Source organism: Mycobacterium sp. SMC-15 (assembly GCF_045310925.1).
Lineage (GTDB): Bacteria > Actinomycetota > Actinomycetes > Mycobacteriales > Mycobacteriaceae > Mycobacterium.
In genome coordinates, this window is the sequence record NZ_JBJIAJ010000002.1 from 284,715 (window position 1) to 311,067 (window position 26,353).

General features: G+C 68.5%; 30 protein-coding genes and 2 tRNA genes. 16 read left to right on the forward strand and 16 right to left on the reverse strand.

The genetic code is table 11. The features are described from left to right. Window positions 1-244: 244 nt before the first annotated feature. Together gjpA and ACJH71_RS04050 are read left to right on the forward strand one after the other, a co-directional pair. On the forward strand, window positions 245-1,372 hold the full coding sequence (gene gjpA, locus ACJH71_RS04045; RefSeq protein ID WP_406756757.1) for an outer membrane porin GjpA: 1,128 nt from the start codon (window positions 245-247) through the stop codon (window positions 1,370-1,372). A 59-nt stretch (window positions 1,373-1,431) separates the two neighbouring features. Then, window positions 1,432-4,566: a PGRS repeat-containing protein gene (locus ACJH71_RS04050; protein WP_406756758.1), complete on the forward strand. Its 3,135-nt coding sequence runs from the start codon at window positions 1,432-1,434 to the stop codon at window positions 4,564-4,566. Between the two features lie 133 nt (window positions 4,567-4,699). Here ACJH71_RS04050 and lipE read toward each other — a convergent pair whose 3' ends face one another. The 4 genes from lipE to ACJH71_RS04070 are packed head-to-tail and all read right to left on the reverse strand — an operon-like array spanning window position 4,700 to window position 7,991. After that, window positions 4,700-5,941: a lipase LipE gene (gene lipE / locus ACJH71_RS04055; RefSeq protein ID WP_406756759.1), complete on the reverse strand. Its 1,242-nt coding sequence runs from the start codon at window positions 5,939-5,941 to the stop codon at window positions 4,700-4,702. Between the two features lie 33 nt (window positions 5,942-5,974). Beyond that, entirely contained in the window at window positions 5,975-6,847 is an 873-nt protein-coding gene (locus ACJH71_RS04060) for an acyl-CoA thioesterase (RefSeq protein ID WP_406756760.1), read from the reverse strand. Continuing rightward, a complete protein-coding gene (locus ACJH71_RS04065; RefSeq protein WP_406756761.1) occupies window positions 6,844-7,167 on the reverse strand; it encodes a multidrug efflux SMR transporter in 324 nt (107 codons plus the stop codon). The genes ACJH71_RS04060 and ACJH71_RS04065 overlap by 4 nt, the downstream gene beginning before the upstream one ends. Further along, on the reverse strand, window positions 7,167-7,991 hold the full coding sequence (locus tag ACJH71_RS04070; protein WP_406756762.1) for a crotonase/enoyl-CoA hydratase family protein: 825 nt from the start codon (window positions 7,989-7,991) through the stop codon (window positions 7,167-7,169). Before ACJH71_RS04070 ends, ACJH71_RS04065 begins: the two co-directional genes overlap by 1 nt. A gap of 23 nt (window positions 7,992-8,014) precedes the next feature. Here ACJH71_RS04070 and ACJH71_RS04075 point away from each other — a divergent pair, with 23 nt between their 5' ends. After that, window positions 8,015-8,590, forward strand: coding sequence for a TIGR03086 family metal-binding protein (locus ACJH71_RS04075; RefSeq protein ID WP_406756763.1), 576 nt, complete (start codon window positions 8,015-8,017; stop codon window positions 8,588-8,590). Between the two features lie 56 nt (window positions 8,591-8,646). Then, a complete protein-coding gene (locus ACJH71_RS04080) occupies window positions 8,647-9,630 on the forward strand; it encodes a TerC/Alx family metal homeostasis membrane protein (protein ID WP_406756764.1) in 984 nt (327 codons plus the stop codon). A 133-nt stretch (window positions 9,631-9,763) separates the two neighbouring features. On the opposite strand, the gene ACJH71_RS04085 is transcribed toward ACJH71_RS04080, so the two are convergent. Genes ACJH71_RS04085 through hisC form a run of 3 tightly spaced genes read right to left on the reverse strand, consistent with a single transcriptional unit; the run spans window position 9,764 to window position 11,765 of the window. Further along, window positions 9,764-10,234: a DUF4334 domain-containing protein gene (locus ACJH71_RS04085; RefSeq protein WP_406756765.1), complete on the reverse strand. Its 471-nt coding sequence runs from the start codon at window positions 10,232-10,234 to the stop codon at window positions 9,764-9,766. A gap of 58 nt (window positions 10,235-10,292) precedes the next feature. Further along, window positions 10,293-10,706, reverse strand: a complete 414-nt coding sequence (locus ACJH71_RS04090; protein WP_406756766.1) for an SRPBCC family protein — start codon at window positions 10,704-10,706, stop codon at window positions 10,293-10,295. Between the two features lie 12 nt (window positions 10,707-10,718). Next, entirely contained in the window at window positions 10,719-11,765 is a 1,047-nt protein-coding gene (gene hisC / locus ACJH71_RS04095) for a histidinol-phosphate transaminase (protein WP_406756767.1), read from the reverse strand. Window positions 11,766-11,862: 97 nt separating this feature from the next. Between hisC and ACJH71_RS04100 the strand changes: the two genes are divergently transcribed. From ACJH71_RS04100 to ACJH71_RS04110, 3 genes are all read left to right on the forward strand, one after another. After that, window positions 11,863-11,951 (forward strand) — tRNA-Ser (locus ACJH71_RS04100). Window positions 11,952-11,988: 37 nt separating this feature from the next. Then, a tRNA-Arg gene (locus ACJH71_RS04105) sits at window positions 11,989-12,061 on the forward strand. Window positions 12,062-12,255: 194 nt separating this feature from the next. After that, complete coding sequence (locus tag ACJH71_RS04110) at window positions 12,256-12,633, forward strand: BlaI/MecI/CopY family transcriptional regulator (protein ID WP_406756768.1); 378 nt, start codon at window positions 12,256-12,258, stop codon at window positions 12,631-12,633. 33 nt (window positions 12,634-12,666) lie between these two features. Here the strand turns inward: ACJH71_RS04110 and ACJH71_RS04115 are convergent, their stop codons facing one another. From ACJH71_RS04115 to ACJH71_RS04145, 7 genes are all read right to left on the reverse strand, one after another. Beyond that, on the reverse strand, window positions 12,667-13,416 hold the full coding sequence (locus ACJH71_RS04115; protein ID WP_406756769.1) for a hypothetical protein: 750 nt from the start codon (window positions 13,414-13,416) through the stop codon (window positions 12,667-12,669). Next, complete coding sequence (locus tag ACJH71_RS04120; protein WP_406756770.1) at window positions 13,413-14,153, reverse strand: hypothetical protein; 741 nt, start codon at window positions 14,151-14,153, stop codon at window positions 13,413-13,415. The genes ACJH71_RS04115 and ACJH71_RS04120 overlap by 4 nt, the downstream gene beginning before the upstream one ends. Window positions 14,154-14,162: 9 nt before the next feature. Next, entirely contained in the window at window positions 14,163-14,918 is a 756-nt protein-coding gene (locus tag ACJH71_RS04125; protein ID WP_406756771.1) for a hypothetical protein, read from the reverse strand. Window positions 14,919-14,946: 28 nt separating this feature from the next. Continuing rightward, on the reverse strand, window positions 14,947-15,255 hold the full coding sequence (locus ACJH71_RS04130) for a hypothetical protein (protein ID WP_019737957.1): 309 nt from the start codon (window positions 15,253-15,255) through the stop codon (window positions 14,947-14,949). Window positions 15,256-15,325: 70 nt separating this feature from the next. Beyond that, entirely contained in the window at window positions 15,326-16,570 is a 1,245-nt protein-coding gene (locus ACJH71_RS04135) for an amidohydrolase (protein ID WP_406756772.1), read from the reverse strand. Then, window positions 16,567-17,565, reverse strand: coding sequence for a phosphotransferase family protein (locus tag ACJH71_RS04140; protein WP_406756915.1), 999 nt, complete (start codon window positions 17,563-17,565; stop codon window positions 16,567-16,569). The genes ACJH71_RS04135 and ACJH71_RS04140 overlap by 4 nt, the downstream gene beginning before the upstream one ends. A 91-nt stretch (window positions 17,566-17,656) precedes the next feature. Continuing rightward, on the reverse strand, window positions 17,657-18,001 hold the full coding sequence (locus ACJH71_RS04145; RefSeq protein WP_406756773.1) for a nuclear transport factor 2 family protein: 345 nt from the start codon (window positions 17,999-18,001) through the stop codon (window positions 17,657-17,659). A gap of 75 nt (window positions 18,002-18,076) precedes the next feature. On the opposite strand from ACJH71_RS04145, the gene ACJH71_RS04150 reads away from it, so the two are divergent. The 6 genes from ACJH71_RS04150 to ACJH71_RS04175 all read left to right on the forward strand — a co-directional run bounded on the left by ACJH71_RS04150 (window position 18,077) and on the right by ACJH71_RS04175 (window position 23,317). Next, window positions 18,077-18,781 carry a response regulator transcription factor gene (locus ACJH71_RS04150; protein WP_406756916.1) on the forward strand — a complete coding sequence of 235 codons (705 nt, stop codon included), beginning with the start codon at window positions 18,077-18,079 and terminating at the stop codon, window positions 18,779-18,781. Further along, window positions 18,759-20,282, forward strand: a complete 1,524-nt coding sequence (locus ACJH71_RS04155; protein WP_406756774.1) for a sensor histidine kinase — start codon at window positions 18,759-18,761, stop codon at window positions 20,280-20,282. The genes ACJH71_RS04150 and ACJH71_RS04155 overlap by 23 nt, the downstream gene beginning before the upstream one ends. A 112-nt stretch (window positions 20,283-20,394) precedes the next feature. Further along, window positions 20,395-20,580 carry a hypothetical protein gene (locus ACJH71_RS04160; RefSeq protein WP_406756775.1) on the forward strand — a complete coding sequence of 62 codons (186 nt, stop codon included), beginning with the start codon at window positions 20,395-20,397 and terminating at the stop codon, window positions 20,578-20,580. A gap of 4 nt (window positions 20,581-20,584) precedes the next feature. After that, window positions 20,585-20,719: a hypothetical protein gene (locus ACJH71_RS04165; RefSeq protein WP_406756776.1), complete on the forward strand. Its 135-nt coding sequence runs from the start codon at window positions 20,585-20,587 to the stop codon at window positions 20,717-20,719. A 47-nt stretch (window positions 20,720-20,766) separates the two neighbouring features. Continuing rightward, entirely contained in the window at window positions 20,767-22,638 is a 1,872-nt protein-coding gene (locus ACJH71_RS04170; protein WP_406756777.1) for an alkyl/aryl-sulfatase, read from the forward strand. Window positions 22,639-22,672: 34 nt separating this feature from the next. After that, entirely contained in the window at window positions 22,673-23,317 is a 645-nt protein-coding gene (locus ACJH71_RS04175) for a histidine phosphatase family protein (RefSeq protein ID WP_406756778.1), read from the forward strand. Window positions 23,318-23,326: 9 nt separating this feature from the next. Here ACJH71_RS04175 and ACJH71_RS04180 read toward each other — a convergent pair whose 3' ends face one another. Next, a complete protein-coding gene (locus tag ACJH71_RS04180) occupies window positions 23,327-23,659 on the reverse strand; it encodes a lipopolysaccharide assembly LapA domain-containing protein (RefSeq protein ID WP_406756779.1) in 333 nt (110 codons plus the stop codon). 104 nt (window positions 23,660-23,763) lie between these two features. On the opposite strand from ACJH71_RS04180, the gene ACJH71_RS04185 reads away from it, so the two are divergent. Next, window positions 23,764-24,360 carry a putative glycolipid-binding domain-containing protein gene (locus ACJH71_RS04185; protein ID WP_406756780.1) on the forward strand — a complete coding sequence of 199 codons (597 nt, stop codon included), beginning with the start codon at window positions 23,764-23,766 and terminating at the stop codon, window positions 24,358-24,360. Here the strand turns inward: ACJH71_RS04185 and ACJH71_RS04190 are convergent. Continuing rightward, window positions 24,326-25,267: a prephenate dehydrogenase gene (locus ACJH71_RS04190; RefSeq protein WP_406756917.1), complete on the reverse strand. Its 942-nt coding sequence runs from the start codon at window positions 25,265-25,267 to the stop codon at window positions 24,326-24,328. The genes ACJH71_RS04185 and ACJH71_RS04190 overlap by 35 nt on opposite strands. Window positions 25,268-25,351: 84 nt before the next feature. Here ACJH71_RS04190 and ACJH71_RS04195 point away from each other — a divergent pair, with 84 nt between their 5' ends. Both ACJH71_RS04195 and ACJH71_RS04200 read left to right on the forward strand, forming a co-directional pair. Continuing rightward, entirely contained in the window at window positions 25,352-25,873 is a 522-nt protein-coding gene (locus tag ACJH71_RS04195) for a tRNA adenosine deaminase-associated protein (RefSeq protein WP_406756781.1), read from the forward strand. Continuing rightward, the gene (locus tag ACJH71_RS04200) at window positions 25,870-26,337 is read left to right on the forward strand and encodes a nucleoside deaminase (protein ID WP_406756782.1); all 468 of its coding nucleotides are present in this window, start codon (window positions 25,870-25,872) and stop codon (window positions 26,335-26,337) included. Before ACJH71_RS04195 ends, ACJH71_RS04200 begins: the two co-directional genes overlap by 4 nt. Window positions 26,338-26,353 lie beyond the last annotated feature (16 nt).

The following is a 26,353-nucleotide window of genomic DNA, read 5'->3' on the forward strand; positions in this document are numbered from 1 at the left end:
TGGTGCGAATGAACGTGTTTCAATTCTTACCGGTCGGTAATTTCCAGTTGAACCATTTAACCGCCGTCAAAAGTTTGCTGAAGGTACATGTTAACGCGTGTACCTGGGATTTTGTCGACCGATCAGATTGCCGACGACGTCTGGGGCGTCCCCCTTTGCGGCCGGCCCTTTACTGACTGCTGTTTTTCAGGTCGCCCTCAGTTACGTTCCGTGTGCTGAGTCACATGACCTGAAGGAGCTCCTCTTGCACGCCATACTTCGCCCCTACGCAACGGCCGGGGTCGTCATCGCCGGGTCCGGCCTGATCGCCGCCACGCCGGTGGTGGCGCCGGCGCCCGCGATCGCCTCGGCCACCGAGGTTGCGCTGACCGCCGGTCTCTCGGACCCGTGGCAGGACGTGCTCAACGAAGCGTCCTCCAACGCCTCGACGCTGCTGAACAACTACATGCTGGCGCCCGGGGTGGCCTGGCAGCAGCTGTTCGCCAACTCGATGGACTACATCCAGCAGTTCCTGGATGACCCGAGCGCCACCACGCTCGCCGAAATCAACACGGCGATCCAGGGACATTTGGCGGCGGTGCGGGGCGGCTGGGCGGTACAGGACATGTTGGCCACCGACAAGGGGCTCGTCACTCAGCACACCCTTGACGGGGCGGGCCTGACTGGGCACGCCTTCCTGTACAACCAGTTGCCAAGCTTCTTGCCGCCCGACGTCGACTCCGATGCGGTGATACCGATCGTCGACTTCCTGACCTCACCGCTGAGTGCCATCATCATCGGTTCACTGGGGCCTGGCATCAGCCCGTGGGTCGCCATGCTGAACAGCATCAACGACGGCGACAGCCTGAACGAGATCATCGCCAACATGTGGGGTGGCTTCCTCAACGGCGCCACGCTGGACCTCGACTCCCTGCTGCCCGCGATCAACGACGCCGGATTCCTCCCGATCGGTATGAGCCTGGACCACTTGGAGTTCGCCTTCGGTGGTCTGCTCACCCCCGGCTCGGTGTCGGTCGGGCCGTACCAGGTGCTGGGTACCGGCGGCGCAGTGGAGGCAGAGGTACCGGCAGTCGGCGGCTCGATCTTCAACGGCATCGGGATACAGATGGTCGGCGTCCCGCTGCTCAACCAAATCGCCATGGACGGCCAGGGGATCGGCCCGATCGCGGCGTGGCAGGCCTGGGGTCAGATCGTCGGATCCCTGCTGGGCTCGGGTTGGAGTGGCAAGGGCGCTGTCGTCGTGACGCCGCCCATGGTCGGTGTCGAACTGCCAGTCCTCCCCGACGCAGTGTTCGACGACGGCGGCATGGGTGCTGAGTCCACCGACTTCTTCGCCGGAATCGAGAGCCTGTTCGACGGGATCTTCGGCTGATCCGCAATCGCAAACCTCAACTACCCCAAAGATTTACATCTGATGAAAGGTGTTCCTCAATGAGTCGTCGCCACAGCAGCAACCGGCGCCGCGGCCAGCAGCAGACTGGCCAGTCGCGTCGCAAGCGTGTGATCGGTGCCAGTAGTGCAGCCACTGCGTTCTTGGCGTTCGGAATGACGCCGCTGACCGGCTTGCCCCCAGCGCAGGCCGACGATGGCCTGGACTGGCTGATGGACCTGTTCGACCCCGCAGCGTCAGCGATCGACGCCGCAGACCCCGCTGCCGGCGGCCTCTTCGACATGTCCACGATCATCGACCAGTGGCTCTACCAGCCACTGCACTTCGGTGTGGAGGCCTGGATCAACAGTGACCTGGGCGAGTTCGTCAATGGCTGGATCAACCAATCCTCCGGACTGTTCCTAATCGGCGACGGTGCCGATGGGACCGCGCTCAACCCCGACGGTGGTGACGCCGGGCTGTGGTTCGGCGACGGCGGCGACGGTTGGGACAGCGACGCGGCCGGTGTAGCCGGCGGCGACGGCGGTGCGGCTGGCTGGTTCGGCAACGGCGGAGCAGGCGGTGACGGGTTCGAGAGCAGCGCCGCCGGGGACGGCGGCTTCGGCGGCTCCTTCATGGGTATCGGCGGCAACGGCGGCAACGGCGGTGACGGCGTCGGACTCGGTGCGTTCGGTGGTGCCGGCGGTGCCGGCGGCGACGCGGTGGGCTGGCTCTTCGGCAACGGCGGCAACGGCGGCAGCGGCGGTAAGGGTTCCGACGGTGGTGCGGGCACCTACGCCAACGCCGGCACCGGCAACGGCGAAAATGGTGGCTACGGCGGCGGCGGCGGTGCCGGCGGCCGCAGCGGCTACTACTTCGGCAACGGCGGCGAGGGCGGTGACGGTGGTGTCGCCGGTAACGGCGGAGCCGGGGCAAACGGCGTCAGTGACGGCACCGCAGCCCACCTGAACGGCGGCGTGGGTGGCAACGGTGGAACAAGCGGCAGCGGTGGGGCCGGCGGGGTGAAGTTCAACGGTGACCGCGGACAGGCCGGAGAGACCGGGAACGGCTTCGACGGCGGCAACGCCGGGAACGGTGGCGAGGGCTACAAGGATCCGGTCAGCGGCGACTATCTCGGCAAGGGCGGCAACGGCGGCACCGGCGGCATGGGCGGCAACGGGAACGTCGGCGGTGACGGCGGCACGTCTGGCAACGGCGGCGACGGAACGACCGGCGGCAACGGCGGCATCGGTGGATCCGGTGGCGCATCGCAGGGCACCAATACCGGCGGCGCCGGTACCGCCGGTGGCGAAGGCGGTTTCGGGACCAGCAAGGGCGGCAACGGCGGCGCCGGTGGTGCCGGCGGCAACGCAACCGACGGCAACGGTGGTGCCGGCGGCGCCGGCGGTAACGCTGGTGACGCAGCCACCGATGACGGCACCGTCCAAACCACCGGGGGCAACGGTGGACTCGGCGGCCGCGGCGGTGCGACCGACACCGCCGTGGGTGGTCAGGGCGCCGACGGCGGTAAGGCCGGCACCGGAACCTACGTCGGCGGCAACGGCGGCATCGGTGGCGCTGGCGGCGGCGTGACTGCCGGTAACGCGGGCACTGCTGGTAACGGCGGCGATGGCGCCGATGGCGCGAAGAGCACCGGGTGGACGTCGGGCAGCGGGACCATCTTCAGCAAGGGCGGTAACGGCGGCAACGGCGGTGCCGGCGGTGCAGGCGCTTCGGGCACCGGCGGTGCCGGTGGTGACGGCGGTGCTGGCGCCGCCGGCGCGACCGGTGCCAATGTGGCCAGCACCGGCGGTAACGGCGGTAACGGTGGAGCCGGTGGAGCTGCTGCGGCCGCACTGACCGGAGGTGGAGGGCACGCCGGTGACTCTGGTGACGGTGGTGCCGGTGGTGACGGCACCGCGTCCGGCGGTAACGGTGGTGCCGGTGGTGCCGGCGCAGCCGGCCTGCTGTCCGGTGGTGACGGCGGTAACGGTGGGGCAGGCGGTAACAGCGGCGGCGTGTCGGCCGTCGGAAACCCGTTCGGCGCCAGCCACGCAGGTACCGGCGGTGCCGGTGGTGCGGGCGGTGTCAGCGCTGTCGCTAACAACGGTTCTGGTGAGCCGGGGCCCGGCGGTAACGGCGGCAACGGCGGCAACGGCGGCAACGGTGCCGGTGCGGTCAATGGCGGCAACGCGGGTGTCGGCGGTAACGGTGGCGTCGGCCTCACCGGCGGCAACGCGGGTAACGGCGGAACTGGCGGCGCGGCGACGGGCACGGGGAACGGCGGGACCGGTGGTAACGCCGGTACCGGCGGTGCCGGTGCCGTTGGGCACGCCGGGATCAAGCATCCGGGCGGTGAAGGCGGCGACGCGTGGAGCGGCGGGACCGGTGGTAACGGCGGAAGCGGTGGTTCTGGCGGGACCGCGGTCACTGGCAACGGCGGCAAGGGCGGCAATGCCGGCAATGGTGGCGCCGGCGGTGCCGGTGGTGCCGGCGGGCTCGGCGGTGTCGACGAGAACGGCAACGGCTATGACGGCGGTAAGGGCGGCACCGGTGGGGCCGGCGGCCTCGCCAGTGGCACCGCGGGCGCCGGTGGCGTGAGCACCAGTGGAACCAATGGCACCGCGGGTAATGCCGGAACCGACGGCAACGGTGGCGCCGGTGGTGCCGGCGGCAAGGGCGGTGCCGGGACGGCTGGAACGGCCGGAAGCAGCCCCGCCAATGGGGCCGGTGGCAATGGCACCGCCGGCGGCAAGGCCGGCAACGGTGGTGAAGGCGGCACCGGCGGCACCTCGCAAGGCGGCACCGGCGGAGCCGGTGGGGTCGGCGGTGCGGGTGGCGCGGGCGGCGTCGGCGGAGCCGGTGGCAACGGAGGCACCGACGCCCAAGGCAATGGTCTGGCCGGCGGCGACGGTGGCAAGGGCGGTGCCAGCGGTAACGGTGGCAAGGGTGGTGTCGGCGGGACCAGCGTCAGCGGCGACGACGGCAACGGCGGCAACGGTGGCGCTGGTGCGAACGGCGGGACGGGCGGAAATGCCGGCAACGGCGGTGTCCCAACCGGCAGCGGGACGGGCGGCGCGGCCGGCGACCCAGGCACTGGCGGTAGCGGTGGCACCGGTGGTCCGGGCGGCCCAGGTGGGAACCCCGGCGCAGACGGCAACACCGGCGCAGACGGTCAGCCCGGTAACCCCGGCTAACGCCGACAGATCGCGTCTCGCGGCCGTCGAGTCCCTCACCGGACTCGGCGGCCGCGGTCGCGTCTGCGGTCTATTCCGTTGACTCTGCGCTCACGGCGCGCCCTACTCGCACTTTCCCGCCCTGAGCGCAGAGTCAACGCAAAGAGATGGGCATCTCCGCCGCAATACAATTCATCAGCGCGGTGTAGCGCTTGGCCTCCGGGTCCTGGCCGGGCTTGCCGCTGGAGATCAGCCCGGCCGACAGCCCCCGCTCCGGGTCGGTCCAGATGGCGCAGTTGACCAGGCCCAGATGCCCGAACGCGGCCGGCGCGCCCCGTCCGAACGGCCCGAATCGCTTCGACCCCAGCATGTAGCCGGTGCCCCAGCGCAGCGGCGCCAGCCCGGTCGCGACATCGGGCCGCAACCGGCGGCACTGACGCACAGCGTCCTGCAACGTCGATGGCGACAGCACCCGCACCCCGTCGAGTTCGCCTCCGCGGCGCCAGATCTCGGCGAACCGCGACAGCTCGAACGCGGTGGAGATGGTGTTCGACGACGGCACCACCGTGCTCAGGAAGAACGGGCTGTTAGTCACCGGAATGATCTCGTGCACCGACCCGCCGATCGCTTTGCGGAACACCGCGACCGCGGCACCGGTCGGCTGGACACCGGTGGCATGGCTGGGCGCCACCAGCGGAATATCTTGTGGGGCAACGCCGTAATTGGTCCATCGGAAGCCCAGCGGGTCCAGGATCTCCGTTGCCAGCACGTCGCGGATGTCCTTGCCGGTGGCCGCCCGCACGATCTCGCGGGTCAGCGGCCCCCAGGTCAGTGCGTGATACATGTGCATCAGTCCGGGCGGGTACACCAGCCGCAGGTTGGCCAGCTGCGCCTGCGCGTACTCGGGGTCGTCGGCGCGATTGAGGTCGGGCTTGGGGCCGGTGGCAAACGGCACCCCGGCGCTGTGCGTCATCACGTGCCGAATCGTGGTGCGGTGCTTGCCGTGCCGGCCGTAGTCGGGCAGATAGTCGCTGACGCGATCGTCCAGCGAGAAGGCGCCGCGTTCGGCCAACATGTGCATCACGGTGCTGGTGATGGCCTTGGCGGTGGAGTACACACAGAACGGCGTGTCCACGCTCACCGGAATCAGCTCCGCGTCGTCCGGGTCTTCAGGGCCGTTACCCCAGCCATGCCCGATCGCGCGGTTGAGCACCACCCGGCCGTTGTGGCGCAGGCACAACTGGATGGCGGGGTGCAGGCCGGCGGAATACCAGTGCCGGGCGGCCCGCCAGATCCGGTCCACGGCCGCCGGGTCGATACCGGAGTGGTCCTCATCGCCGATTGCGGTGACGGCATCGAGGTCGGCGGGGATACGGACGGTGCCGTCGGGTGTCATGCCCGCCAGGTTACGTTGGTGGCCCGGAAGACCTCAGCTACGCGGCCCCCGGCCGAAATAGAGTTCCTGGGTCGCCACGCAGACCAGCTGGCCCGCCCGGTTGTACATCGTCGAGGTTGTCAGGCCGCGCCCGGCGATGCCGCTGGGCGTGAACTGATCCGAGAGCACCCAGTCCGAGAGGTCGACGGGCCGCTGGAACCACAGCGCATGGTCGATCAGCGCGTTGAAGGTGCTGGCCTGGTTGGTCCGCCGCATGGCCAGCGCGGCCTCCACCATCGTGGTGCCGGACAGGTAGGTCAACAGGGCACTGTGCATCGCGGGATCCGCCGGCACCGGCGCGGCGGGTTTCCACCACAACCGCAACCGCGGCGACGGCTCGGCACGCTCCATGGCGATCCGCGGCGGCGGGTCCACGTAGCGCAGGTCGAAGGGGTGCGGCTGGACCCAGTAGCCGCCCAGTTCGTCGGCGTAGGCCGCCAGTTGTTCCTGCGACGACGGCAGCGAAGCCGGGTCGGGGACATCCGGTATCGGCTGCTGGTATTCGGGTGCGTCGACGGCGGTGGTGAACGACGACAGCACCTCGAGCAGGATCTGGCCGTCCTGGCGGGCGGTGACCTGTCGCGTCGACAGCGTGCCGCCGTCGCGGGCCACCTCGACATGCAGATCGACGGGACGGCGGGCGTCCCCGGCCCGCAGGTAATAGACGTGCACGCTGTGCGGCACCCGGCCCGGCGCGGTGCGGCTGGCCGCGATCAGTGCCTGACCGGCGATATGTCCACCGACGATGTGGTGGATCCGGTTGTCTAGCTGGGTGGCCACGAAGTGCTCGTCATCGACGCGGTCGACGTCGAGGGTGGCGATGATGTCGGCCAGGGCCGGCTGGCGGTGCGGCACGTCGTGGCTCACGCGTGCGCGCCCATCTCCATCAGGTACACGCCCGCGCCGATCAGCACCACGCCACCGGCCATCATGGGCGTGAACGGATCGTCGAACAAGAACCGGGCCAGCACCGCGGTCAACGCGACTCCGACACCGGACCAGACGCCGTAGGCCACCCCGACCGGAATGCCGCGCTTGAGCACCATCGCCAGCAACACGAAGGACAACACATAGCCGACGGCCACCGGGATCACCCACTGCCATCGAGCGAAGCCGTCGGAGGCGCGCATCGACAGCGTTCCGGCGACCTCGAAACCGATCGCCCCGAACAGGAAGAGCCAGGCCATCACTCGCCGGTGAACTCGGGCTTGCGTTTGCCCATGATGGCGCCGATGCCCTCCATCAGGTCCTTCGACGCCAAGAAGGCCGAGTTCCATGCCGCCACGTAGCGCAGGCTGGCCGACACCCGGTCAGTGCGCTGCTCGTCGAGTACGTCCTTGACACCCGCGACGGTCAGCGGCGGGTTGGCGGCGATCTCGGCCGCGGTCGCGTGCGCGGCGGCCAGGCAGGCCTCGGCATCGGCGTAGACGTCGTTGACCAGGCCGATCTTCTCCGCCCGGGCCGCGTCGATGTCCTTGCCGGTCAGCGCCAGCTCACGCAGGTGACCGTCGGACAGGATGAGCGGAAGCCGGGCCAGGCTGCCCACATCGGCGACGATCGCCAGCTTGACCTCGCGCACGCTGAACTTGGCGTCGGCGGACGCGTAGCGGATGTCGACCGCAGAGATCAGGTCCACTCCGCCGCCGATGCACCAGCCCTGGATCGCCGCGATCGTCGGCGTCCGGCAGTCGGCCACCGCAGTGATCGCACCCTGCATACGCTGCAGCTCGCGGTGGAAGTCCGCCCGCGGGCGGGCCAGCGCGCCTTCGGCCAGCATCGGCGTCATGGTGCCGCCCATCGCGGCCAGATCCAGCCCGTAGCTGAAGTTCTTGCCGGAGCCGGTCAGCACGATCGCCCGCACGTCGCGGTCGGCGTCCAGCTCGGCGAAGACCTCCGGCAGCTCCGCCCAGAACGCCGGGCCCATCGCATTGCCCTTGCCGGGTCCGATGAGCGTGACCTGGGCGACGTGGTCTTTGATCTCGACGGTGACGGATTCGTAGGTCTCGGCCATACTCCAGACCGTAGCGTGGTCGCATGACCACCGATCTGCGACCCGGCCCTGATCAGCCTCCCGCCGACGAGCTTGCCGGCGCCGAAGCCGCGTGGGCGGTGCTGGAGCAGGTGCTGAGCGGTATCGGCGGCGACGAATGGTCCAATCCGACGCCCTGCTCAGAGTTCGACGTCGCGCAGCTGACCGAGCACCTGCTGCACTCCATCACCATCCTCGGCGGCGCGGCGGGCGCGGAGTTTCCGGCCCGCGATGCCGCCGATTCGGTGGCAGGCCAGGTCAGGTCCGCCGCTCGGCCCGCCCTGGACGCCTGGCGCGGTCGCGGTCTGGACGGCACCGTCGCGTTCGGCCCCACTGAGCTGCCGGCCAAGATGGCTGCGGGCATTCTGGCGCTGGAGTTTCTGGTGCACGCGTGGGACTACGCGACGGCGACGGGGCGCACGCTGAATGCGGCCGAACCGCTGGTCGGATACGTGCTGGACCTGGCGCACACGATCATCACGCCGGAGGGCCGGGTGCGAGCAGGGTTCGACGACCCTGTCGACGTCCCGGATTCGGCATCGAGCCTGCACAGGCTGATCGCCTTCACCGGACGGTCATAGCCTGGCAACCTGCTGTCCAATCCAGCGTCGTTCAAGCTGCCTAGCGTGGGTAGGACATGGACATCGCAGGATGGTTATGGGCATTGACGATCGTCGGCCTACTAGGGCTCCTGGCGTTCGACTTCTTCGTGCATGTTCGCAAGGCGCATGTTCCGACGTTGAAGGAATCCGCGATCTGGTCCGCCGGCTACATCGGCGTCGCCGTCCTCTTCGGGTTCGGCGTATTGGCCTTCGGTGGCGCCGATGCGGGCTCGGAGTATTTCGCCGGTTACCTCACCGAGAAGGCTCTTTCGGTCGACAACCTGTTCGTGTTCCTGGTCATCATGGCCACCTTTCGGGTGCCGCGCGCCGACCAGCAGAAGGTGCTGCTGTTCGGGATCGTCATGGCGCTGGCCGCGCGGACCGGCTTCATCTTGCTCGGTGCCGCGCTGATCAACCGTTTCGCCTGGGTTTTCTACTTCTTTGGCCTGCTCCTGCTGCTGGCGGCGGGCAACATGCTCAGGTCGGGTAGCGCAGAGGAGGCCCACCGAGCCCCCGATGTCATCGTCGGGTTGGTGAAGAAGGTGGTGCCCACCAGCGAGCGTTATGACGGCGACCGGCTGTTCACCCGCGTTGATGGGCGCTGGGCGATCACCCCGATGGTGTTGGTGATGCTGGCGATCGCCGGCACCGATGTGCTCTTCGCGCTCGACTCGATCCCGGCGATCTTCGGCCTGACCCAGAACAGCTATCTCGTGTTCACCGCGACGGCCTTCTCCCTGCTGGGCCTGCGGCAGCTCTACTTTTTGATCGACGGCCTGCTCGACCGGCTGGTGTACCTGTCCTACGGACTGGCGCTGATCCTCGGATTCATCGGCGTGAAGCTGATCATGCACGCGATGCACGAAGGCGGCGCCGGCGGCATCGAGATCGGCACCGGGCCGTCGCTGCTGGTGATCGTCGGCGTGCTCACGGTCACCGTCATCGCCTCACTGCGGCACCGCCGGCACGCGGCCCAGAGCCAGACCGCGCGCGATCGGGAGCTGGTGCTGCGGCGCTGAATCAGATCCGGCCCAGGGGAATGCGGCAGTTGCCCGTCTCCGAGCGACAACTACCGGCGCGTGGCAGTGCCCTGAGCGGTTTGTCACTCAAAGGTGGGCAACGGTCTACATGACTCGGATTTTCGGGAACGGGCTAGACCCGTTCCAGGTAGAAGTAGAAGTACCGGCCGTTATCCAGGACTCCTGCCTTGCCGTTCATGATGCCCAGCACGGTGTTGTCGTCCACCCGCTTGAAGTGGTCGTGGGTGGGCTGACCGTCGTAGACCATGGTCGCCACCACCTCGCCGCGGAACTCCTCGGCCCACAGGCTCGCCTCGCCCTTGCCGAGCTTGACGTTGGAGAACTTGTTGCCGTCCTCGTCCAGGCACACCAGCGGCTGCACGTCGGTGGGCGAGTTGAACGTCTTGCCGAACCAGCGGGCCTTGTCCAACAGGCCGTTCATCTTGTGGCCGGTGACGAACTCTCCGCCGCGCCACTCGCCGATCATCTGCTCGACGGTGGCCGGCGGCAGCGTCGCCCAGAAAGCATCGATCTCGGCGTCGGGGATCTGGTCGGTGCGCGCCTTGAGCGCGTCGAACGTGGTGCGGGCCAGCTCGTCATTCATGGGGCTACCTTTCTCTGCCGAACGTGAAGCCACCTTCACGCTCGGCGCTGGTATGGACTCAGCCGGCCTTGTTCACGGCCCGCTTGAGGCCGAACAGCAGGCCGTGTGCCAGCACCGCGGCGACCCCGGGCAGGCGGTTGTCGGCGCTGACGGTGTAGCTGATCTCCGTGCCGGATCCCGTCGAGCGCAGGGCCACGTTGCCGATGTAGTTGCGGAAGGGGATGCCCGAGACGCCCCGGTAGCTCAGCCGCTGATCCGGCTCGAACGCGATGATCTCCTCCACCAGCGGCGCCATCCCCGGCACCGCCTGGATGCGACGCTGGGCGCCGACGCCGTTGGGCTCGGGGGTTCCCGGCCGGATCACGGTGATCTTCAGACCGGGGGCCCAGTCGGACATGGCCTCGTAGTCGGAGAGCACCGCCCACACTCGAGATGCGGGTGCGGCGACGGTGGCAGTCGCGGTCGCGTGCATGTCAGTTCCTCCTCAGCGGTACGTCTGTGCGAACCGTAACAGCGCGTCGTTCTCCTCCGGCGCGCCGATGGTCACTCGCACTCCGTCTTGCCCGTAGGGGCGGACCACGATGCGGGCCGCCGCGGCGGCGGCCACGAAGTCGGCGGTGCGCTCGGCCAGCGGCAGCCACACGAAGTTGGCCTGCGAATCCGGCAGCTCGAACCCGGCATCACGCAGTGCCGCCGCTACCCGGGCCCGCTCGGCGACCACCGCGTCGGTGCGGGCCAGCAGCTCCTCGGCGGCATCCAGTGAGGCGATCCCGGCGACCTGCGCCACGCTGGAGACCGTGAAGGGCACATAGACCTTGCCCAGCGCGGTGATGATCTCCGGGTCGCCGACCGCGTAACCCAGGCGCAGACCGGCCAGCCCGTAGGCCTTCGAAAAGGTCCGCAGCACAACCACATTCCGGTGGCGTCGGGCCAGGCCCAGGCTGTCGGGGAGCAGGCCGTCGCGGATGTACTCCACATACGCCTCGTCGATGGCGATCAGGATGTGTGGTGGCACCGCGGCGACGAACCGGGCCAGCGCATCGGGGTCGACGACGGTGGAAGTCGGATTGTTCGGATTGCAGACGAAGATCAGCCGGGTGCGCTCGGTGATGGCGTCCAGCATCGCGTCCAGGTCGTAGGTGTGCTCGCGCAGCGGCACCTGCACCGGTACGGCTCCGGCCGTACGGACCTGCAGCGGATAGATCTCGAAGCTGCGCCAGCCGAACACCACCTCATCGCCTGCGCCGGTGCTGATCTGGATGAGCTGCTGGCACAGACTCACCGACCCACAACCCGCCGCCACGTGCTCGGGGCCGAACCCGACATGCTCGGCCAGTCGGGCGCGCAGCGCGGCGTAGCCGTTGTCCGGGTAACGGTTGGTGGTGGCCAGGGCGGCTTCGACGGCTTTGGCCACGCTGGGCAGCGGGGGGAACACCGTCTCGTTGCTGGCGAGTTTGATCGATCCCGGGACCGTCTTGCCCTCGACGTAAGCCGGCAGCGCGGCGATCTCCGGTCGCAGTCGGGCGGTCACGGACCACAGCATATGTGTGCCGTTGGCGGCCTACTTCCCCGCACTCACCCCGCGGTTTCAGAACTGGGGGAGTGATCCGGTACCCTCAACGAGTTCGGGAGGCGTGCCAGAGCGGCCGAATGGGACTCACTGCTAATGAGTTGTCCCCTTTACGGGGGACCGGAGGTTCAAATCCTCTCGCCTCCGCAACGGCCGGGCTTGCTCGACCGACAACTGAAGACAGGCGCCCGTAGCTCAACGGATAGAGCATCTGACTACGGATCAGAAGGTTGGGGGTTCGAATCCCTTCGGGCGCACATTTTCATCAGTGACAGATCGCCCCGGCTACGGCCGGGGCTTTTCTGTTTGGTGCACCGGATCGTTGTGGTCAGCCGCCGAACCCCGCATGACGCCAAATTAGGTTAGCCTTACCTCTAATGTGGCGGAGTTCTTCGTGTTCCGCTCGCGAATGGCGAAGGCGGCTGCGGATCGCCGCGGGAGGTGAAGGGTTATGGCTGCGCGAATTGGGTTGGGTGATCTCGAACGCACGGTCATGGAGTGCCTGTGGTCGGCGTCCGGGGCGTTGACGGTCCGCGAAGTTCACGCGTCGGTGGCCGTCAAGCGCAACCTTGCCTACACCACGATCATGACTGTGCTGCAACGGCTTGCGAAGAAGAATCTGGTGGTCCAGCGGCGGGACAATCGTGCCCATCGCTATGTGCCGACGCAGGGCCGTGCCGAGCTGGTCGCCGAACTGATGTCGTACGCGCTCGACCAGGTCGCCGACTCCCGCGGGCGCGAGGCCGCGTTGGTTCACTTCGTCGACCGCGTCGGCGCCGACGAAGCCACCGCGCTACGGCGAGCGCTGGCTGAACTCGACGACGCCTGACGAGACGCGCCACCGGGCGGGTTGGCGTCGCGGCTACGAGCGACCGCTTTTTCGGTCTTCTCGCGGGGCGGAGGTCTTCGGGGAGAACCACGCCCGCTTGGCCTGCCAGGAGCGCGCCAGCCCGTAGGCGAAGATCGCCACCGACAGGCAGACGCAGGCCCAGATCGCTGGGCCGGCATAGCCGTCGACACCGGCCGAGATGATCCCGACCAGACAGGCGGCCAGCGCGAACGCCATCGCCGCCACGTACAGCACGAGCGTTGTCCTGGCCCGGTGGTCGTGCCGCAGCGACAACATCAGCCGAGCGACGTAGCCGCTCAGGTACAGCACCAGCATGCCGGCCGTCACCTCGAAGACGGTCAACCAGCGGTCACCGGCCAGGTGCGCGAACATGTCGGGCTCGAAGCCCCGGGTGGAATTGACGAACGCAACCAGCAACACCACAACGCCCAAACCCACTGGCGCCAAAAGGTGTTTGCGCATGATCGGCCACACATGCGCGGGGTCGGCGAGGCGCACCAGCATGTGGTAGATGTTGCCGATCACCCCCGCGAGTAGGCAGAGCCAACCGGCCAGCTGCTGGACGTTCCACAGCCCCAACAGGGTGTGCAGGGGCGGGCCCAGCTCGGTGGCCGCCCACGGCGTCAGCAGTAGCAGTGCGCTGCCTTCCATCGCGATGGCGAAGGTGGCGCCGGCCTCCCAGCGTGACGACCAGGTGTCGCGGCGGACCCACAGGCAATAGACGACCATCGCTACGGTGGCCACCACGAACGCAGGAGTCATTGAGCGCCGATCACCGATTCGTCGCCGTTGGCGGTGAACCAGGCGCTCTTGGCTTTCCAGGACCGCGCGGACCCGTAGGCGAAGGTGCCCACCGCCAAACAGATGCAGAGCCAGATCCAGCGGCTGGCGTTGTCGCCGTCGATCCACGTCGAACCGACCACGATCAGACATGCGGCGGTGGCGAATGCCATCGAGACCAGGTAGAGGTCAATGGTGGGCTTGGCGCGCGGATCGTGCCGCAGGGTCAGCATCAGCCGGCTGACATAGGCGCTGAGATAGATCACCAGCGCACAGCCGACCACTTGGTACAGCTCCATCCAGGTATCGGTCCTGGGCGCGGCGAATACATCGGGCTGGTAGTCCTGGTCGGAGCGCAGGTAGGCCGGCACCATCACGGCGATGCCCAGCCAGATCGGGATCATGAGCTGGCGGCGCATGATGAACCGCACTTGATCGGGGTCGGCGAGACGCACCAGCATGTGATAGATGTTCGCCGTGACGGCCACGATCAGGCACAGGTGGCCGATCAGCTGTTGAACGTTCCACACCCCGAGACCCTGATGGAGCACCGGGCCGATCTTGGCTCCGGCCCACGGCGACATCAGTAGCAGCGCACAGGCTTCCAACGCCAACGCGAAGGTGGCGGCGTTCTCCCAGCGTGTCCACCAGGTGTCGCGGCGCACCCAGAGGCTATAGGTGATGATCGCCAATGTGGTGGCAATGATTCCCGACGTCATCGAGTGCCCTCACGACAGGGCTTGTGGGGGATTGGGCTGCGCAACCGGAGGCTCGCTGCTGGCGAACCACGCGGCTTTGGCCTGCCAGGAACGGGCTGAACCGTAGGCGAAGATCGCCACGGAAATACATGCGCACAGCCAAATCAGCGGGCTGACATCGGCTTTGGACCAGGCATTGCTCAAAAGCGCCATGATGGCCGCCACGGCGAAGGCCGTGGAGGCGGTGTAGAGCTCGACGGTCTCTTTGGCGCGGGGATCGGATCGCAGCATGGACAACACTCGCGTCGCGTAGCCGGACAGGTAGATCAGCACCAGCGACAACAGCGCCCAGTAGGCCCTCGCCCAGGCGCCGCCGCCCCCGAGCGATGAGAAACCGTCCGGGCGATAGCCCGCGTCGGCGATGAGGAACAGCGCGGTCATCGCCACCACGCCGGCTTGTACGGGCAACTGCACATGCAGGCGGAACAACGGTCGGATCTGGTCGAAGTCGGCCAGCCGGGCCAGCACGTGATAGATGTTGGCCGCGATGGCGACGACGAAGCAGATGTGACCGGCCAGCTGCTGGATGTTCCATATCCGCGTGGCGTGGTGCAAACCCGGACCCAGGGTTTCGGCTGCCCAGGGCGACATCAGTACGAGCGCGACGGTCTCCAGGGCGATCGCCAGGGTGATGCCGATTTCCCAACGCGACCACCACGTATCGCGGCGCACCCACAGGGTGTACAGCGCCACCAACACGGTGGCACCAATTAACGCCGACGTCATGCGTCGACGGTACTTCCTGGCGGTCCTCTTAGACGGGGGGTTTGTCCAGATCCGCCTTCAGATCACCCAGGCGCAGCGGCCGCGATGAGGACTCCAGGTACTCGGCGACGGCGTCGTGCTCGATCAATCCGAACCGTACCTGCAGGTCGACGGGGTTCAGCCCGAAGTACCTGGCAACTCGGATCAGATTGTCCGCGCTGATCAGCCGGCCCTCATGTGCCGCCTTGTAGTAGGCGGACTTGCGGTAGCCGAATGCCTCGTAGACCTCGGTCGCTCCAAGCGGCCTGCCTACGAGATAGGGCAACACGACGGTTGGATCTTTGTGACGATCGTCCACAGCAATACACCTTAGCTCTTCTTCGTGGACCGCACAAGTATTTCGGAAACTCGGCGGAGCATAAACACTGCTAAAACCGACTGGGCGTAAGCAATTCAAGCATTGCACGGGCCGCAATCCTGGTTCCGAGCGGGATAGCGGAAAGGTCGACCATATAGTCCGGCGAGTGCGGTGTGAAGGGGAACAATTGACCCTTTTCCGCGGACTTCGCGTACACCTGCGGATCGGCGACGCCGACCAGCAGATATGCCAGCGGTACCTCCAGGTGCGGCCCTTTGAGCAGGTGGCAGTCCTCCGAGCCGGTCAGCGCCGGTAGCTGGCGCACGACGTTGGCCTCACCGAGCAGGTCGCCGAGCGCGGTGGCCACCCGGTCGGTGAGTGCGGTGTCGTTGACCAGCGGAGTGGCGCCGCCGGCCAGCGAGATCTCCGGCAGCCGGTCCTCGCCCATCCCGTAGCTGCGGGCGATGCCCAGGCAGATCGACCGAATGCCGGTCAGCAGCGTCTCGCGCACGTCGGGGTTGAACCACCGCAGGTTGACCTTGAGCAGCGCCCGGTCCGGAATGACGTTGTAGGCACTGCCGGCCTGTACCGAGCCGACCGTCAGCACCGCCGTCTCGCTGGGCGCGACGGCGCGACTGACAATGCTCTGGAACTGCACGACCGCCTGCGCCGCCATGAGTACCGGGTCGCGGGCCAACTGGGGCATGGACCCGTGTCCGCCCACGCCGTGGAACACGATGTCGAGCTGGTCGGTGCCGGCCATCCGCTCCCCGCCGACCGCGGCAACCATGCCGACCGGTACCGGCGCGGTGTGCATCGCCAGGAAGGCGTCCGGTCGGGGTGCGACGTCGTAGAGGCCGCCATCGATCATGGCTTGGGCGCCGGCGATCAGTTCCTCGGCGGGCTGTCCGATCAGCACCGCCGTACCCGACCAGGTGTCGGTGGTCTCGGCGAGCACCTTGGCCAGGCCCAACATCCACGTCACGTGTGCGTCATGCCCGCACATGTGCCCGAGCGCCGGATAACTGCTGGCGTAGTCCAGGCCGGTGGCCTCGGGCACTGCCAGCGCGTCCATGTCGGCCCGGTACATCACCACCGGTCCGGGGCCGTTGGCCAGCACCGCCACCACGCCGGTGCGGCCGATCCCGGTGGTCACCGTGAAGCCGAGGTTGCTCAGCGCCTGCGCGGCCGTGCGCGCGGTGCGCACTTCGTTGAACCCCAACTCGGGATTGCGGTGCAGGTCTTTGAAGATGTCGACCAGGCGCCGGGTGTCGGCAGAGACGATCCTGTCGATGTCGTCGATGAGGTCTGTCATTTCGCGTCCGCCATCCAGGTCTGGGCCCGCTCGAAGAGCCAGACGGCGGCCTCGTGCAACTGGTCGCCGACCTCCTGTTGCGCCATGCCCGCCGACGCGCGGGCCAGCGTGCCCTCGATCACGATGGCCAGCTTGAAAGCTGCCATCACCGTGTACCACCCGAGGTGCGACAGATCGCGCGAACTGCCCGCGGCATAGCGCTGCACCAGGTCATCGGGGGAGGCCAGTCCGTCCATGCCGGTCAGGGTGTGGCTGAACACGCTGGATCCGTCGTCTTGGCGCCAGGTGGCCAACAGCCAGCCCAGATCCAACAGCGGGTCCCCGATGGTCGACATCTCCCAGTCCACAATCGCCACCACCTCCGGTCCGGTGGGGGAGAACATCACATTGGCCGCGTGGTAGTCGCCGTGCAGGATCCCCGGTCGCCAGGATGTCGGCACATTGCGCTGCAGCCAGGCGGCGACGTCCTCGAGGCCCGGCAGGTCGGGCCCCGGATAGTTCTCGAACTGTCGGTAGGAGTCCAGTTCGGAAAGCCACCGCGGCACTTGGCGTTCCAGGAACCCGTCGGGCTTTCCATAGTCCGCCAGCCCCACGGCGACATGGTCGATGGCGCCGAGTTTCGCCAGCGCATCGGCCATCGACAGCCCCATCCCGTAGCGGACCGTCGGGTCGCCGGCGTGCAGGGCGGGCAGTTCCCCGCTCGCGTTGAACCCGTCGACCGGCTCCATCAGGTAGAACACCGCATCACCGAGCACCGCCGGGTCGTCGCAGACGGCGATCAATCCCGGATGGGGCACGTCGCTGCCGGCCAACGCGGCCAGCAGCCGGGTCTCGCGCAGCATCACCGCATTGCTGCGCGGTCGCAGGTGCCGCGGGCCGCGCCGCAGCACATAGCGGCGACCGGATCGGGTGAACGCCAGCATGACGTTCTGGGTGCCGCCGGACAGCTCCGTGACGTTATCCAGCGGGCCCTCGCCCAGGCCCTGGGTGGACATCCATTCCGCGACCGCTTCGAGGTTCACGGGGCGAACCTAACCCGTCGGCCCGCAGCGGTTCACCGGTTTCGCGGGCCCCGTCTCCGCGGTGTCAGCTCTTGGGCCGGACCTGCTGGGAGATCGTCTGCACCCGGATCGAGTCGTCGCCGAACAGGAACGTGTCTACCCCGTCGACGCCGAAACCCGGTGCGTCCAGGGTCCATTCCAGCAGCAGCACCGTGCCGCTGTAGGTCTGCGACTTGATCTCGAAGTTCGCGTCGGCCAGTGCGGCGGACAGCTGGCTGAACGCGGCCCGGATGCCGCTGCTGCCCCGCGCCACGCCGGCGGCGGTGATCAGCTCGGATTCGTCGGTGTAGTCGACGAGCAGCTCGTCGACGTCGCGAGCGAGCAGAGCCTGGAGGTGGTGGTCGAAGATTTCCTGCGGTGAGCGTGCCATGCGATGAAGATATCGGCGCGCCCGACATACTGGAACGTGATGTCTACGCCACGGGGATCGGTCGAACGTGTCGTGATGTCGCGCGCCGACGGCAAGCCCATCACCGTGCTGGTGGTTGACGACGAGGCGGTGCTGGCCGAAATGGTGTCGATGGCGCTGCGCTACGAGGGCTGGACCACCGCGACCGCAGGTGATGGCGCTTCGGCGATCGCGGCCGCCAAGGCGGAACGTCCCGACGTCGTGGTGCTCGACGTGATGCTGCCCGACATGAGCGGACTCGACGTGCTGGGAAAGCTGCGGGATATCAACCCGCGGCTGCCTGTGCTGTTCTTGACCGCCAAGGACGGCCTGGAGGACCGCATCGCGGGGTTGGCCGCCGGCGGCGATGACTACGTCACCAAGCCGTTCAGCATCGAGGAAGTGGTGTTGCGGCTACGCGCGCTGTTGCGCCGTACCGGGGTGAGCACCGCCGAGGCCGGCGCCCAGATCGTGGTCGGCGACCTGGTACTCGACGAGGACTCCCACGAAGTGACCCGCGGCGGTGACCCGATCACGTTGACGTCCACCGAATTCGAGCTGCTGCGCTACCTGATGCACAACGCCAAGCGGGTGCTGTCCAAGGCGCAGATCCTGGACCGGGTGTGGGACTACGACTTCGGTGGCCGGGCCAACATCGTCGAGCTTTACATCTCCTACCTGCGGAAGAAGATCGACAACGGCCGAGAGCCGATGATCCACACGCTGCGCGGTGCGGGCTATGTGCTCAAGCCGGCTGGGTAGATCGCCGCAAGGCGGCACCTGGCGCAACTGGTCGCTGCGGGCGCGCCTGCTGGCCGGTCAGATCGTGCTGCTGACCGTGGCCTGCCTGGGTATCGGCGCGGTGACGGAGCTTGCGCTGTATCAGTACCTGGTCAGCCAACTCGACCACCAGCTCTCCGACGCCTCGCATCGCTCGGCGCGGCTGCACGGCCAGCCACCGCCGCCGCCCGGGCATCGGCACCACCGGCCGCGGCCGGGGCCCGGCCCGGACTTCCTGGACGCCCCCGGTCAGCCGGCCGGCATGGTCGGTGCGGTGGTGGAGAGCGGGGGCGCTGCCGCGGACGGCCAGGACATCGAGGCGGGGTACCTGAGCACCTCGGGTCAGCGGGAGGAGCTGAGTCCTTCCGCCACAACACGTTTGACCGACGTGTCGGCGGGGTCGCCGCCGGTGACCCGGCGCCTCGACGGCGTGGGCCGCTACCGGGTGGTCGCGACCACCGCCCGGCGCAGTGACGACGTGATCGTCACCGGACTGCCGCTGGCCGCGGTGGACGCCACCATGGTCCGGGTGCTGCTGATCTTCGGGCTGGTCACGCTGGTTGCGGTGGCCGCGGTGGCCACCGCCGGCAGTGCGGTCATCCGGCGAGCGTTGGCCCCGCTGCGCCGCGTCGCGCAGACCGCCGGCGAAGTGGCCGGCCTGCCGTTGGATCGCGGTGAGGCGACGCTGCCGGTGCGGGTCGCCGAGTCCGACGCCAACCCCCGCACCGAGGTCGGCCAACTGGGCGCCGCGGTCAACCGGATGCTCGAGCACATCGCTGCCGCGCTGTCGACCCGCCAAGACAGTGAGACCCGGGTGCGCCAGTTCGTCGCCGACGCCAGCCATGAGCTGCGCACGCCGCTGACCGCAATCCGTGGTTACACCGAACTGGCGCAACGGATCCCGGTATCCGACAACGCGGACTCGCAAGGCCTGGCGCACGCGCTGAGCCGGGTGCAGTCCGAAACCGAACGGATGACCCAACTGGTCGAAGACCTGCTGCTGCTGGCCCGCCTGGATTCCGGTCGTCCGCTGGAGCACGAGCCGGTGGACCTGTCCCGGATGGCGGTCGACGCCGTCAGCGACGCCCATGTCGGAGCCCCGGACCACCAGTGGCAACTCGATCTGCCCGATGAGCCGGTGACGGTGCCCGGTGATGCCGCCCGGTTGCACCAGGTGGTGGCCAACCTGCTCACCAACGCCCGTGTGCACACCGGCCCGGGAACCGTGGTGACGCTACGGCTGGCCGTCGATGGCGACGACGCGGTGCTCAGCGTCACCGATGACGGGCCGGGCATCCCGGCGGCGTTCCTGCCGGAGATCTTCCAGCGGTTCGCCCGCGGGGACACCTCCCGGTCCCGCAAGGGCGGCAGCACCGGCCTCGGGCTGGCGATCGCCTCGGCGGTGGTCCGCGCGCATCGGGGCAGCATCGGCGTCGCCAGCGAACCCGGCCGCACCGCGTTCACCGTCCGCCTGCCCCGGTAGCCCTCTTTTTCCGCGAGCGTGCGTGTTTGCACGGCAACACGCCGGGTTTGACGGACAACTGCGCACGCTCGCCCCGGGTTTGCACCCGCCGCCCGTGGGGTAGGCGACCCAGATGAATCCCGAACTGCCACCCGAACCGGGCCGGCCGGAAGAGCCGCCGCACCGGCGTACTCCCGACGAGCCGCCGGAACGACTGGTGCCCGCGGAACCGCCGGAACGACTGGCGCCCGCCGAGGTGCCCGAACGGCTGGTTCCCGACGACCCGCCGGCCCCGCCCGACGACTCACCGGAGAAGTGATCCCATGCGTGCTGAAGAAGGCGACGAATCGATCCGCGATTACGCCCACGAGGCGCGCGAGACCCGCGACCGGGTCGCCCGCCCGTCGTGGCCGACGCGGCTGCGTCACGCACTGACTTCGTTGCGCCGGCGCCGTTGAGGCGTCAACCCACGCCGCGACACGGCGTTGGTGGCAAGCTGGGCGCCATGGAGAACCAGCCGGTGAGTGCAACGATCGAGGCCGCCCACGCCGAGCACCGCAGCACGCTGCCCTTCGGCGACACAACAGATTTCGCCGACGCCGACCGCGGCTTCATCGCCGCATTGACACCGTGTGTCATCACCTCCGCCGATGGCCGGGTGGTGTGGGACAACGACAGCTATGACTTCCTCGCCGGTGATCCGCCCACCTCGGTGCATCCGTCGCTGTGGCGCCAGTGCCAGCTGGCCGCCAAACAGGGGCTCTACGAAGTCGTCGAGGGCATCTACCAGGTGCGCGGCTTCGACATCTCCAACATCACCTTCGTCGAGGGCGACTCCGGAATCATCGTCATTGATCCGCTGATCTCCACCGAGGTCGCCGCCGCGGCGCTGCAGCTCTACCGAGAGCATCGCGGCCAGGACCGCCCCGTCATCGCGGTCATCTACACGCACAGTCACGCCGACCATTTCGGCGGTGTGCTGGGTGTGACCTCGCAGGCCGACGTCGACGCCGGCCGGGTGGCCGTGCTCGCCCCGGAGGGCTTCATCGAGCATGTGGTGGCCGAGAACGTCTACGCCGGCACCGCGATGCTGCGCCGGGCCGGCTACATGTACGGCACCGTGCTGGCGCGCGGCCCCCGCGGGCAGGTCGGCTGCGGCCTGGGGCAGAACACCTCGACCGGGGAAGTGTCCGTCATCGTCCCCACCGTCACCATCTCCCAGACCGGTGAGACTCACGTCATCGACGGCGTACAGATCGAGTTCCAGATGGCGCCGGGCACCGAGGCGCCGGCCGAAATGCACTTCTACTTCCCGCAATTCCGGGCGCTGTGCATGGCCGAGAACGCCACCCACAACCAGCACAACCTGCTGACCTTGCGGGGCGCGCTGGTGCGCGACCCGCGGGCCTGGGCCGGCTACCTCACCGAGGCCATCGACACCTTCGCCGGGCGGGCCGACGTCGTGTTCGCCTCGCACCACTGGCCGACGTGGGGCACCGAACGGATCGCCGAATACCTCGGGCTGCAGCGTGATCTGTACGCCTACCTGCATGACCAGACGTTGCGGCTGCTCAACTGCGGCTACACCGGGATCGAGATCGCCGAACAGTTCCAGCTACCACCGGCCCTGGAAAACGCCTGGCACGCCCGCGGCTACTACGGATCGGTGAGCCACAACGTCAAAGCCGTCTACCAACGGTATCTGGGCTGGTTCGACGGCAACCCGGCCCGGTTGTGGCCACACCCCCCGGAGGCGCTGGGACCCCGCTACACGGCAGCGCTGGGCGGCGTGGACCGCGTTGTCGAACTCGCCGACGCGGCTTTCAAAGACGGTGATTTCCGTTGGGCGGCAACCCTGCTCGACCACGCGATGTTCACCGACGCCGAGCACACCGGGGCGCGCAGACTTTACGCCGACACACTGGAGCAGCTGGCCTACGGCTCCGAGAACGCGACCTGGCGCAATTTCTTCCTCTCCGGTGCCACCGAATTGCGTACCGGCAACTTCGGCACCGTCGGCCAGGTCACCTCGGTGGCGCTGATCTCGCAACTGAGCCCCGAGCAACTCTTCGAGAGCCTGGCGATCCGGATCAACGGGCCGCGAGCCTGGGATCTGGCGCTGGCCCTGGACGTCACGTTCGCCGACACCGGGGTCAACTATCGCCTCACTCTGCGCAACGGGGTACTGGTCCATCGCAAGATGCCGGCGGATCCGGCCAGCGCGGACGTCACGGTCACGGCGGCCACCAAGCTGGCGCTGCTGGCAGCGCTGCTGGGCGACGGGGGACTGGAGGTCACCGGCGACCAGGCCGCCTGGGCGAACCTGCTGGGCGTACTCGACAAGGCCGACCCGAACTTCAACATCGTCACCCCGTGAGGCGGGGCCGAACCGGCCCCTTAGGGTGACATGCGTGCAGTTGCTGCTGATCCGCCATGCCCTCCCGCTACGCAGCGAGTACGGCCAGGGCTCCGATCCCGAGCTGTCCGAGACCGGCTTCGCCCAGGCGCAGCGCCTGCCGGATGCGTTGACTCGATTCCCGATCACCCGGCTGGTCAGCAGCCCGCAGCGCCGGGCGATCCAGACCGCTGAGCCGCTGGCCGCGCAGCTGGGTTACGGCGTCGACATCGATGAGCGGTTCGCCGAATACGACCGCGACCTGGCCGGCTACCTGCCCGTCGAACAGCTGGCCACCGAGCGACCGCAGGATTGGGCCCGGATGGCGCAGGGGCATCTGCCCGCCGACGTCGACGAGGCCGCGTTCTGTGCCCGAGTCGCTGACGCCGTCGCCGACGTGGTGGCCGGCGCCGAACCCGACGACACGGTCGCGGTGTTCAGCCACGGCGGCGTGATCAACGTGATCCTGCACCAGGTCCTGGGCACGCAGCGCCTGTTGTCGTTTCCCATCGACTATGTGTCGGTCACCCGCCTGCTGTACTCGCGGTCCGGGCAGGCCGCGGTGGCATCGACGAACGGCACCGAGCATGTCTGGGACCTGCTGCCGCGCAATCAGGCCCGGTTCTCCGGTGGCGAGGGAAGCGGCGAAGCCGCGGGCTGATCCGGCCGGCTACCGGTGCGCCGCGAGGGACTTCTTGGCGGCGCGACGCAGTTGGAAGATTCGCGCGGTCCCGACCAGGGCGGTCAGCAGCCCGCCGCAGATCGCCGCCAGCAGGATCGCCACCCCCTTGGGCAGGCTCCACGTCCAGGTCAAGAACGCCAGGTCGACCGGGCCGGTGTTCTGGGTGACGAACACCAGCAACACGATCAGGACCAGAAAACCGGCGATCAGCGCGCTCCACAGCGCGCCGGCGCGGGTAAATGGCATCGCCGCCGGAGGCGGCGGCGGGGGGCTGGGTTCACCTTGAGGTGGGTCGACGGGCACGCGCGGGTCGCTGCTCATGGGGATATCTTGCCGCCTGGGGCCCAGAAATGAACCGGTTCTCGTCAGTTTGCGCGCCGGGGGGCCTGACTGCGGATCGTTGGCCGGTCGCTTACGGTGGATTGGTGAGCGCAGCCCCGTCCGGTCCGTGGCCGGCGATTCTGACCTGGCGGGCGCCCGACGTCCCCCGGATGGAGTCGGTGCGTGTGCAGCTGTCCGGAAATCGGATCAGGGCCAACGGCCGCATCGTGGCCGGGGCCACCGCGGAGCATCCGGCGTTCGGCGTCTACTACGACCTGCACACCGACGAGTCCGGCGCCACCAAACGGTTGGGCCTGACCGTCACGCTCGCCGAACGGGAACGTCAGCTGGTGATCGCCCGTGACGAAGAGAACATGTGGCTGGTCACCGATGCCCGGGGGCAGTCCCGCGCCGGCTATGACGGTGCGCTGGACATCGACATGCTGTTCAGCCCGTTCTTCAACACGCTGCCGATCCGGCGGGCCCGGCTGCACGAGCGGGAGGCGGCGATCACCCTGCCCACGCTCTACCTGAACCTGCCGGACATGTCGGTGGTGGCGGCGACCGCCAGCTACAGCAGTGTCGGGACGCGGCCCTGCATCAAGGTGATCACCCCGGGAACCGATGCCCGCGGCACCACCATCACCGTCGATGACGACGGCTTCGTCATCGACTATCCCGGGTTGGCAACGCGGATCTGATCACCCCGCCGGCCCGGCCCGCGGCGGCCAGTTCCCGGCGCCAGTCGTTGGCGCCGACGACGACGGTGACGATCTCGCTGCGCGGGAAATTGTCGTAGCGCGTGCGCGCGGCGTGCCCATGATTGACCAGTTCGGCCACCGAGTCCGACGCCGACAGCGAATCGCGCGCATCGGCCAGCAGCGCGATCGCGCGATCCAACGCCGGCAGCAGCCGTTGCCAGTTGGCCTCGCACATGGCCCGGACCAGGTCCGGTGCCGTCCCGGCGACCCGGGTGCCGTCGCGGAAGGATCCGGCGGCCAGCGCGAACGCCAGCGGTACGTCGGCCGCCGTCACGGCCAGCGCCTCGGCCATCAGATGCGGCAGATGAGAGATGGCGGCCGCGGCCGCATCGTGCTCCTCGGAGCGGGCCGGTACCGCCAGTGATCCGCAGTCCAGAATCAGATCCAGCACCTGCGCGAACACCGCCGGGTCCACGTGGTCGTCGACGCTGATCACCCACGGTGCGCCCTGGAACAGATCGGCGTGTCCGGCGGGCCAACCGGAATGGGCGGTCCCGGCCATCGGGTGCCCGCCGACGAAGCGGGCCTGCAGCCCGGCGGCGGTGATCTCGTCGAGCACCGGGCTCTTGACGCTGGTGACGTCGGTCAGCGGGCAGTCGCGTGCGAGCCGACTGATGGGTTCGAGCAGCATCGGCAGCGCCGGCACCGGGACGGCGATCACGATCAGCGCACCGGTCTGTGCGGCGCGCTTCAGGGCCGTTTCCAGCTCGGTGGTGGCATCGAAGCCGTCGGCGACCGCGGCGTTCACCCCGTCGGCCGACCTGTTGTACCCGAACGCCGTCCGGCCCGCCGCCGCGGCCGCACGCAGCACCGAACCGCCGATCAGACCGAGCCCCAAGACGCACACCGGAGTCTTCACTGTGCTTACCGCCACCTGTCCAGGTTGGCACACGCTGGTCAAGGGCGTAAGCGGCGACTACCGTAGGCGCCCATGGGAGCACAGAGCTCGTCCGCACCGGGCCGGCCCGCGGAGACGCTGGACGGTTTCGGAGTGGCTGTTGTGCGTGAAGACGGCAAGTGGCGTTGCACGTCCATGCGTGCCGCAGCCCTTACCAGTCTGTCCACAGCAGAGACAGAGCTACGTGAACTGCGCAGTGCCGGAGCTGTTTTCGGTCTGATCAATGTCGACCACGAGTTCTTTGTGATCATCCGCCCCGGCCCGGCCGGCACCCGCTTGCTGCTCTCGGATGCCACGGCAGCGCTGGACTACGACCTGGCCGACGAGGTGCTCGAAGAGATCGACGCCGATATCGACGCCGACGACCTGGAGGATGCCGACCCGTTCGAAGAGGGCGACCTGGGGGTGCTGTCCGATATCGGCCTGCCCGCCGCGGTGCTCGGCGTCATCCTCGACGAGTCCGACCTGGCCGTCGAAGAGCAGCTGCACCGCATCGCCAACGAGATGGGATTCGACGAGCAGCTCACCGCGGCCCTGCCGCGACGCGCTCGGTGAGCGGCCCGCCCACCGACGAGGACCTGATCCGCGCGGCCCTGCTGGCCGCCGGCCAGGCCGGGCCGCGCGACGTGCCGGTGGGTGCGGTGGTGGTCGGTCCCGACGGCACCGTACTGGCCCAGGCGGCCAATGCGCGCGAAGCTCTCGGCGACCCCACCGCGCACGCCGAACTGCTGGCCATCCGCGCCGCTGCCGCCGTCCTGGGCGACGGCTGGCGGCTGACCGGCGCGACGCTGGCCGTCACCCTGGAACCCTGCACCATGTGCGCGGGCGCGCTGGTGGCCGCGCGGGTGGCCCGGCTGGTGTTCGGGGCCTTCGAGCCCAAGACCGGGGCGGTGGGCTCGCTGTGGGACGTAGTCCGGGATCGCCGGCTCAATCACCGGCCCGAAGTGCGTGGCGGAGTGCTGGCCGCCGAGTGCGCTGCACCACTGGAAGCGTTCTTCGCCCGGCAGCGATTGGGCTGACGGGCACCTTGTTAGG

Excerpts from the sequence above, each read along its gene's own strand:
- ACJH71_RS04050 (WP_406756758.1), top strand. The coding sequence starts at position 1,432 with ATGAGTCGTCGCCACAGCAGCAACCGGCGCCGCGGCCAGCAGCAGACT.
- lipE (WP_406756759.1), bottom strand. The coding sequence starts at position 5,941 with ATGACACCCGACGGCACCGTCCGTATCCCCGCCGACCTCGATGCCGTC.
- ACJH71_RS04065 (WP_406756761.1), bottom strand. The coding sequence starts at position 7,167 with ATGGCCTGGCTCTTCCTGTTCGGGGCGATCGGTTTCGAGGTCGCCGGA.
- ACJH71_RS04070 (WP_406756762.1), bottom strand. The coding sequence starts at position 7,991 with ATGGCCGAGACCTACGAATCCGTCACCGTCGAGATCAAAGACCACGTC.
- ACJH71_RS04075 (WP_406756763.1), top strand. The coding sequence starts at position 8,015 with ATGACCACCGATCTGCGACCCGGCCCTGATCAGCCTCCCGCCGACGAG.
- ACJH71_RS04080 (WP_406756764.1), top strand. The coding sequence starts at position 8,647 with ATGGACATCGCAGGATGGTTATGGGCATTGACGATCGTCGGCCTACTA.
- ACJH71_RS04085 (WP_406756765.1), bottom strand. The coding sequence starts at position 10,234 with ATGAATGACGAGCTGGCCCGCACCACGTTCGACGCGCTCAAGGCGCGC.
- ACJH71_RS04090 (WP_406756766.1), bottom strand. The coding sequence starts at position 10,706 with ATGCACGCGACCGCGACTGCCACCGTCGCCGCACCCGCATCTCGAGTG.
- ACJH71_RS04110 (WP_406756768.1), top strand. The coding sequence starts at position 12,256 with ATGGCTGCGCGAATTGGGTTGGGTGATCTCGAACGCACGGTCATGGAG.
- ACJH71_RS04115 (WP_406756769.1), bottom strand. The coding sequence starts at position 13,416 with ATGACTCCTGCGTTCGTGGTGGCCACCGTAGCGATGGTCGTCTATTGC.
- ACJH71_RS04120 (WP_406756770.1), bottom strand. The coding sequence starts at position 14,153 with ATGACGTCGGGAATCATTGCCACCACATTGGCGATCATCACCTATAGC.
- ACJH71_RS04125 (WP_406756771.1), bottom strand. The coding sequence starts at position 14,918 with ATGACGTCGGCGTTAATTGGTGCCACCGTGTTGGTGGCGCTGTACACC.
- ACJH71_RS04135 (WP_406756772.1), bottom strand. The coding sequence starts at position 16,570 with ATGACAGACCTCATCGACGACATCGACAGGATCGTCTCTGCCGACACC.
- ACJH71_RS04140 (WP_406756915.1), bottom strand. The coding sequence starts at position 17,565 with ATGTCCACCCAGGGCCTGGGCGAGGGCCCGCTGGATAACGTCACGGAG.
- ACJH71_RS04145 (WP_406756773.1), bottom strand. The coding sequence starts at position 18,001 with ATGGCACGCTCACCGCAGGAAATCTTCGACCACCACCTCCAGGCTCTG.
- ACJH71_RS04150 (WP_406756916.1), top strand. The coding sequence starts at position 18,077 with ATGTCGCGCGCCGACGGCAAGCCCATCACCGTGCTGGTGGTTGACGAC.
- ACJH71_RS04155 (WP_406756774.1), top strand. The coding sequence starts at position 18,759 with ATGTGCTCAAGCCGGCTGGGTAGATCGCCGCAAGGCGGCACCTGGCGC.
- ACJH71_RS04160 (WP_406756775.1), top strand. The coding sequence starts at position 20,395 with ATGAATCCCGAACTGCCACCCGAACCGGGCCGGCCGGAAGAGCCGCCG.
- ACJH71_RS04165 (WP_406756776.1), top strand. The coding sequence starts at position 20,585 with ATGCGTGCTGAAGAAGGCGACGAATCGATCCGCGATTACGCCCACGAG.
- ACJH71_RS04170 (WP_406756777.1), top strand. The coding sequence starts at position 20,767 with ATGGAGAACCAGCCGGTGAGTGCAACGATCGAGGCCGCCCACGCCGAG.
- ACJH71_RS04180 (WP_406756779.1), bottom strand. The coding sequence starts at position 23,659 with ATGAGCAGCGACCCGCGCGTGCCCGTCGACCCACCTCAAGGTGAACCC.
- ACJH71_RS04195 (WP_406756781.1), top strand. The coding sequence starts at position 25,352 with ATGGGAGCACAGAGCTCGTCCGCACCGGGCCGGCCCGCGGAGACGCTG.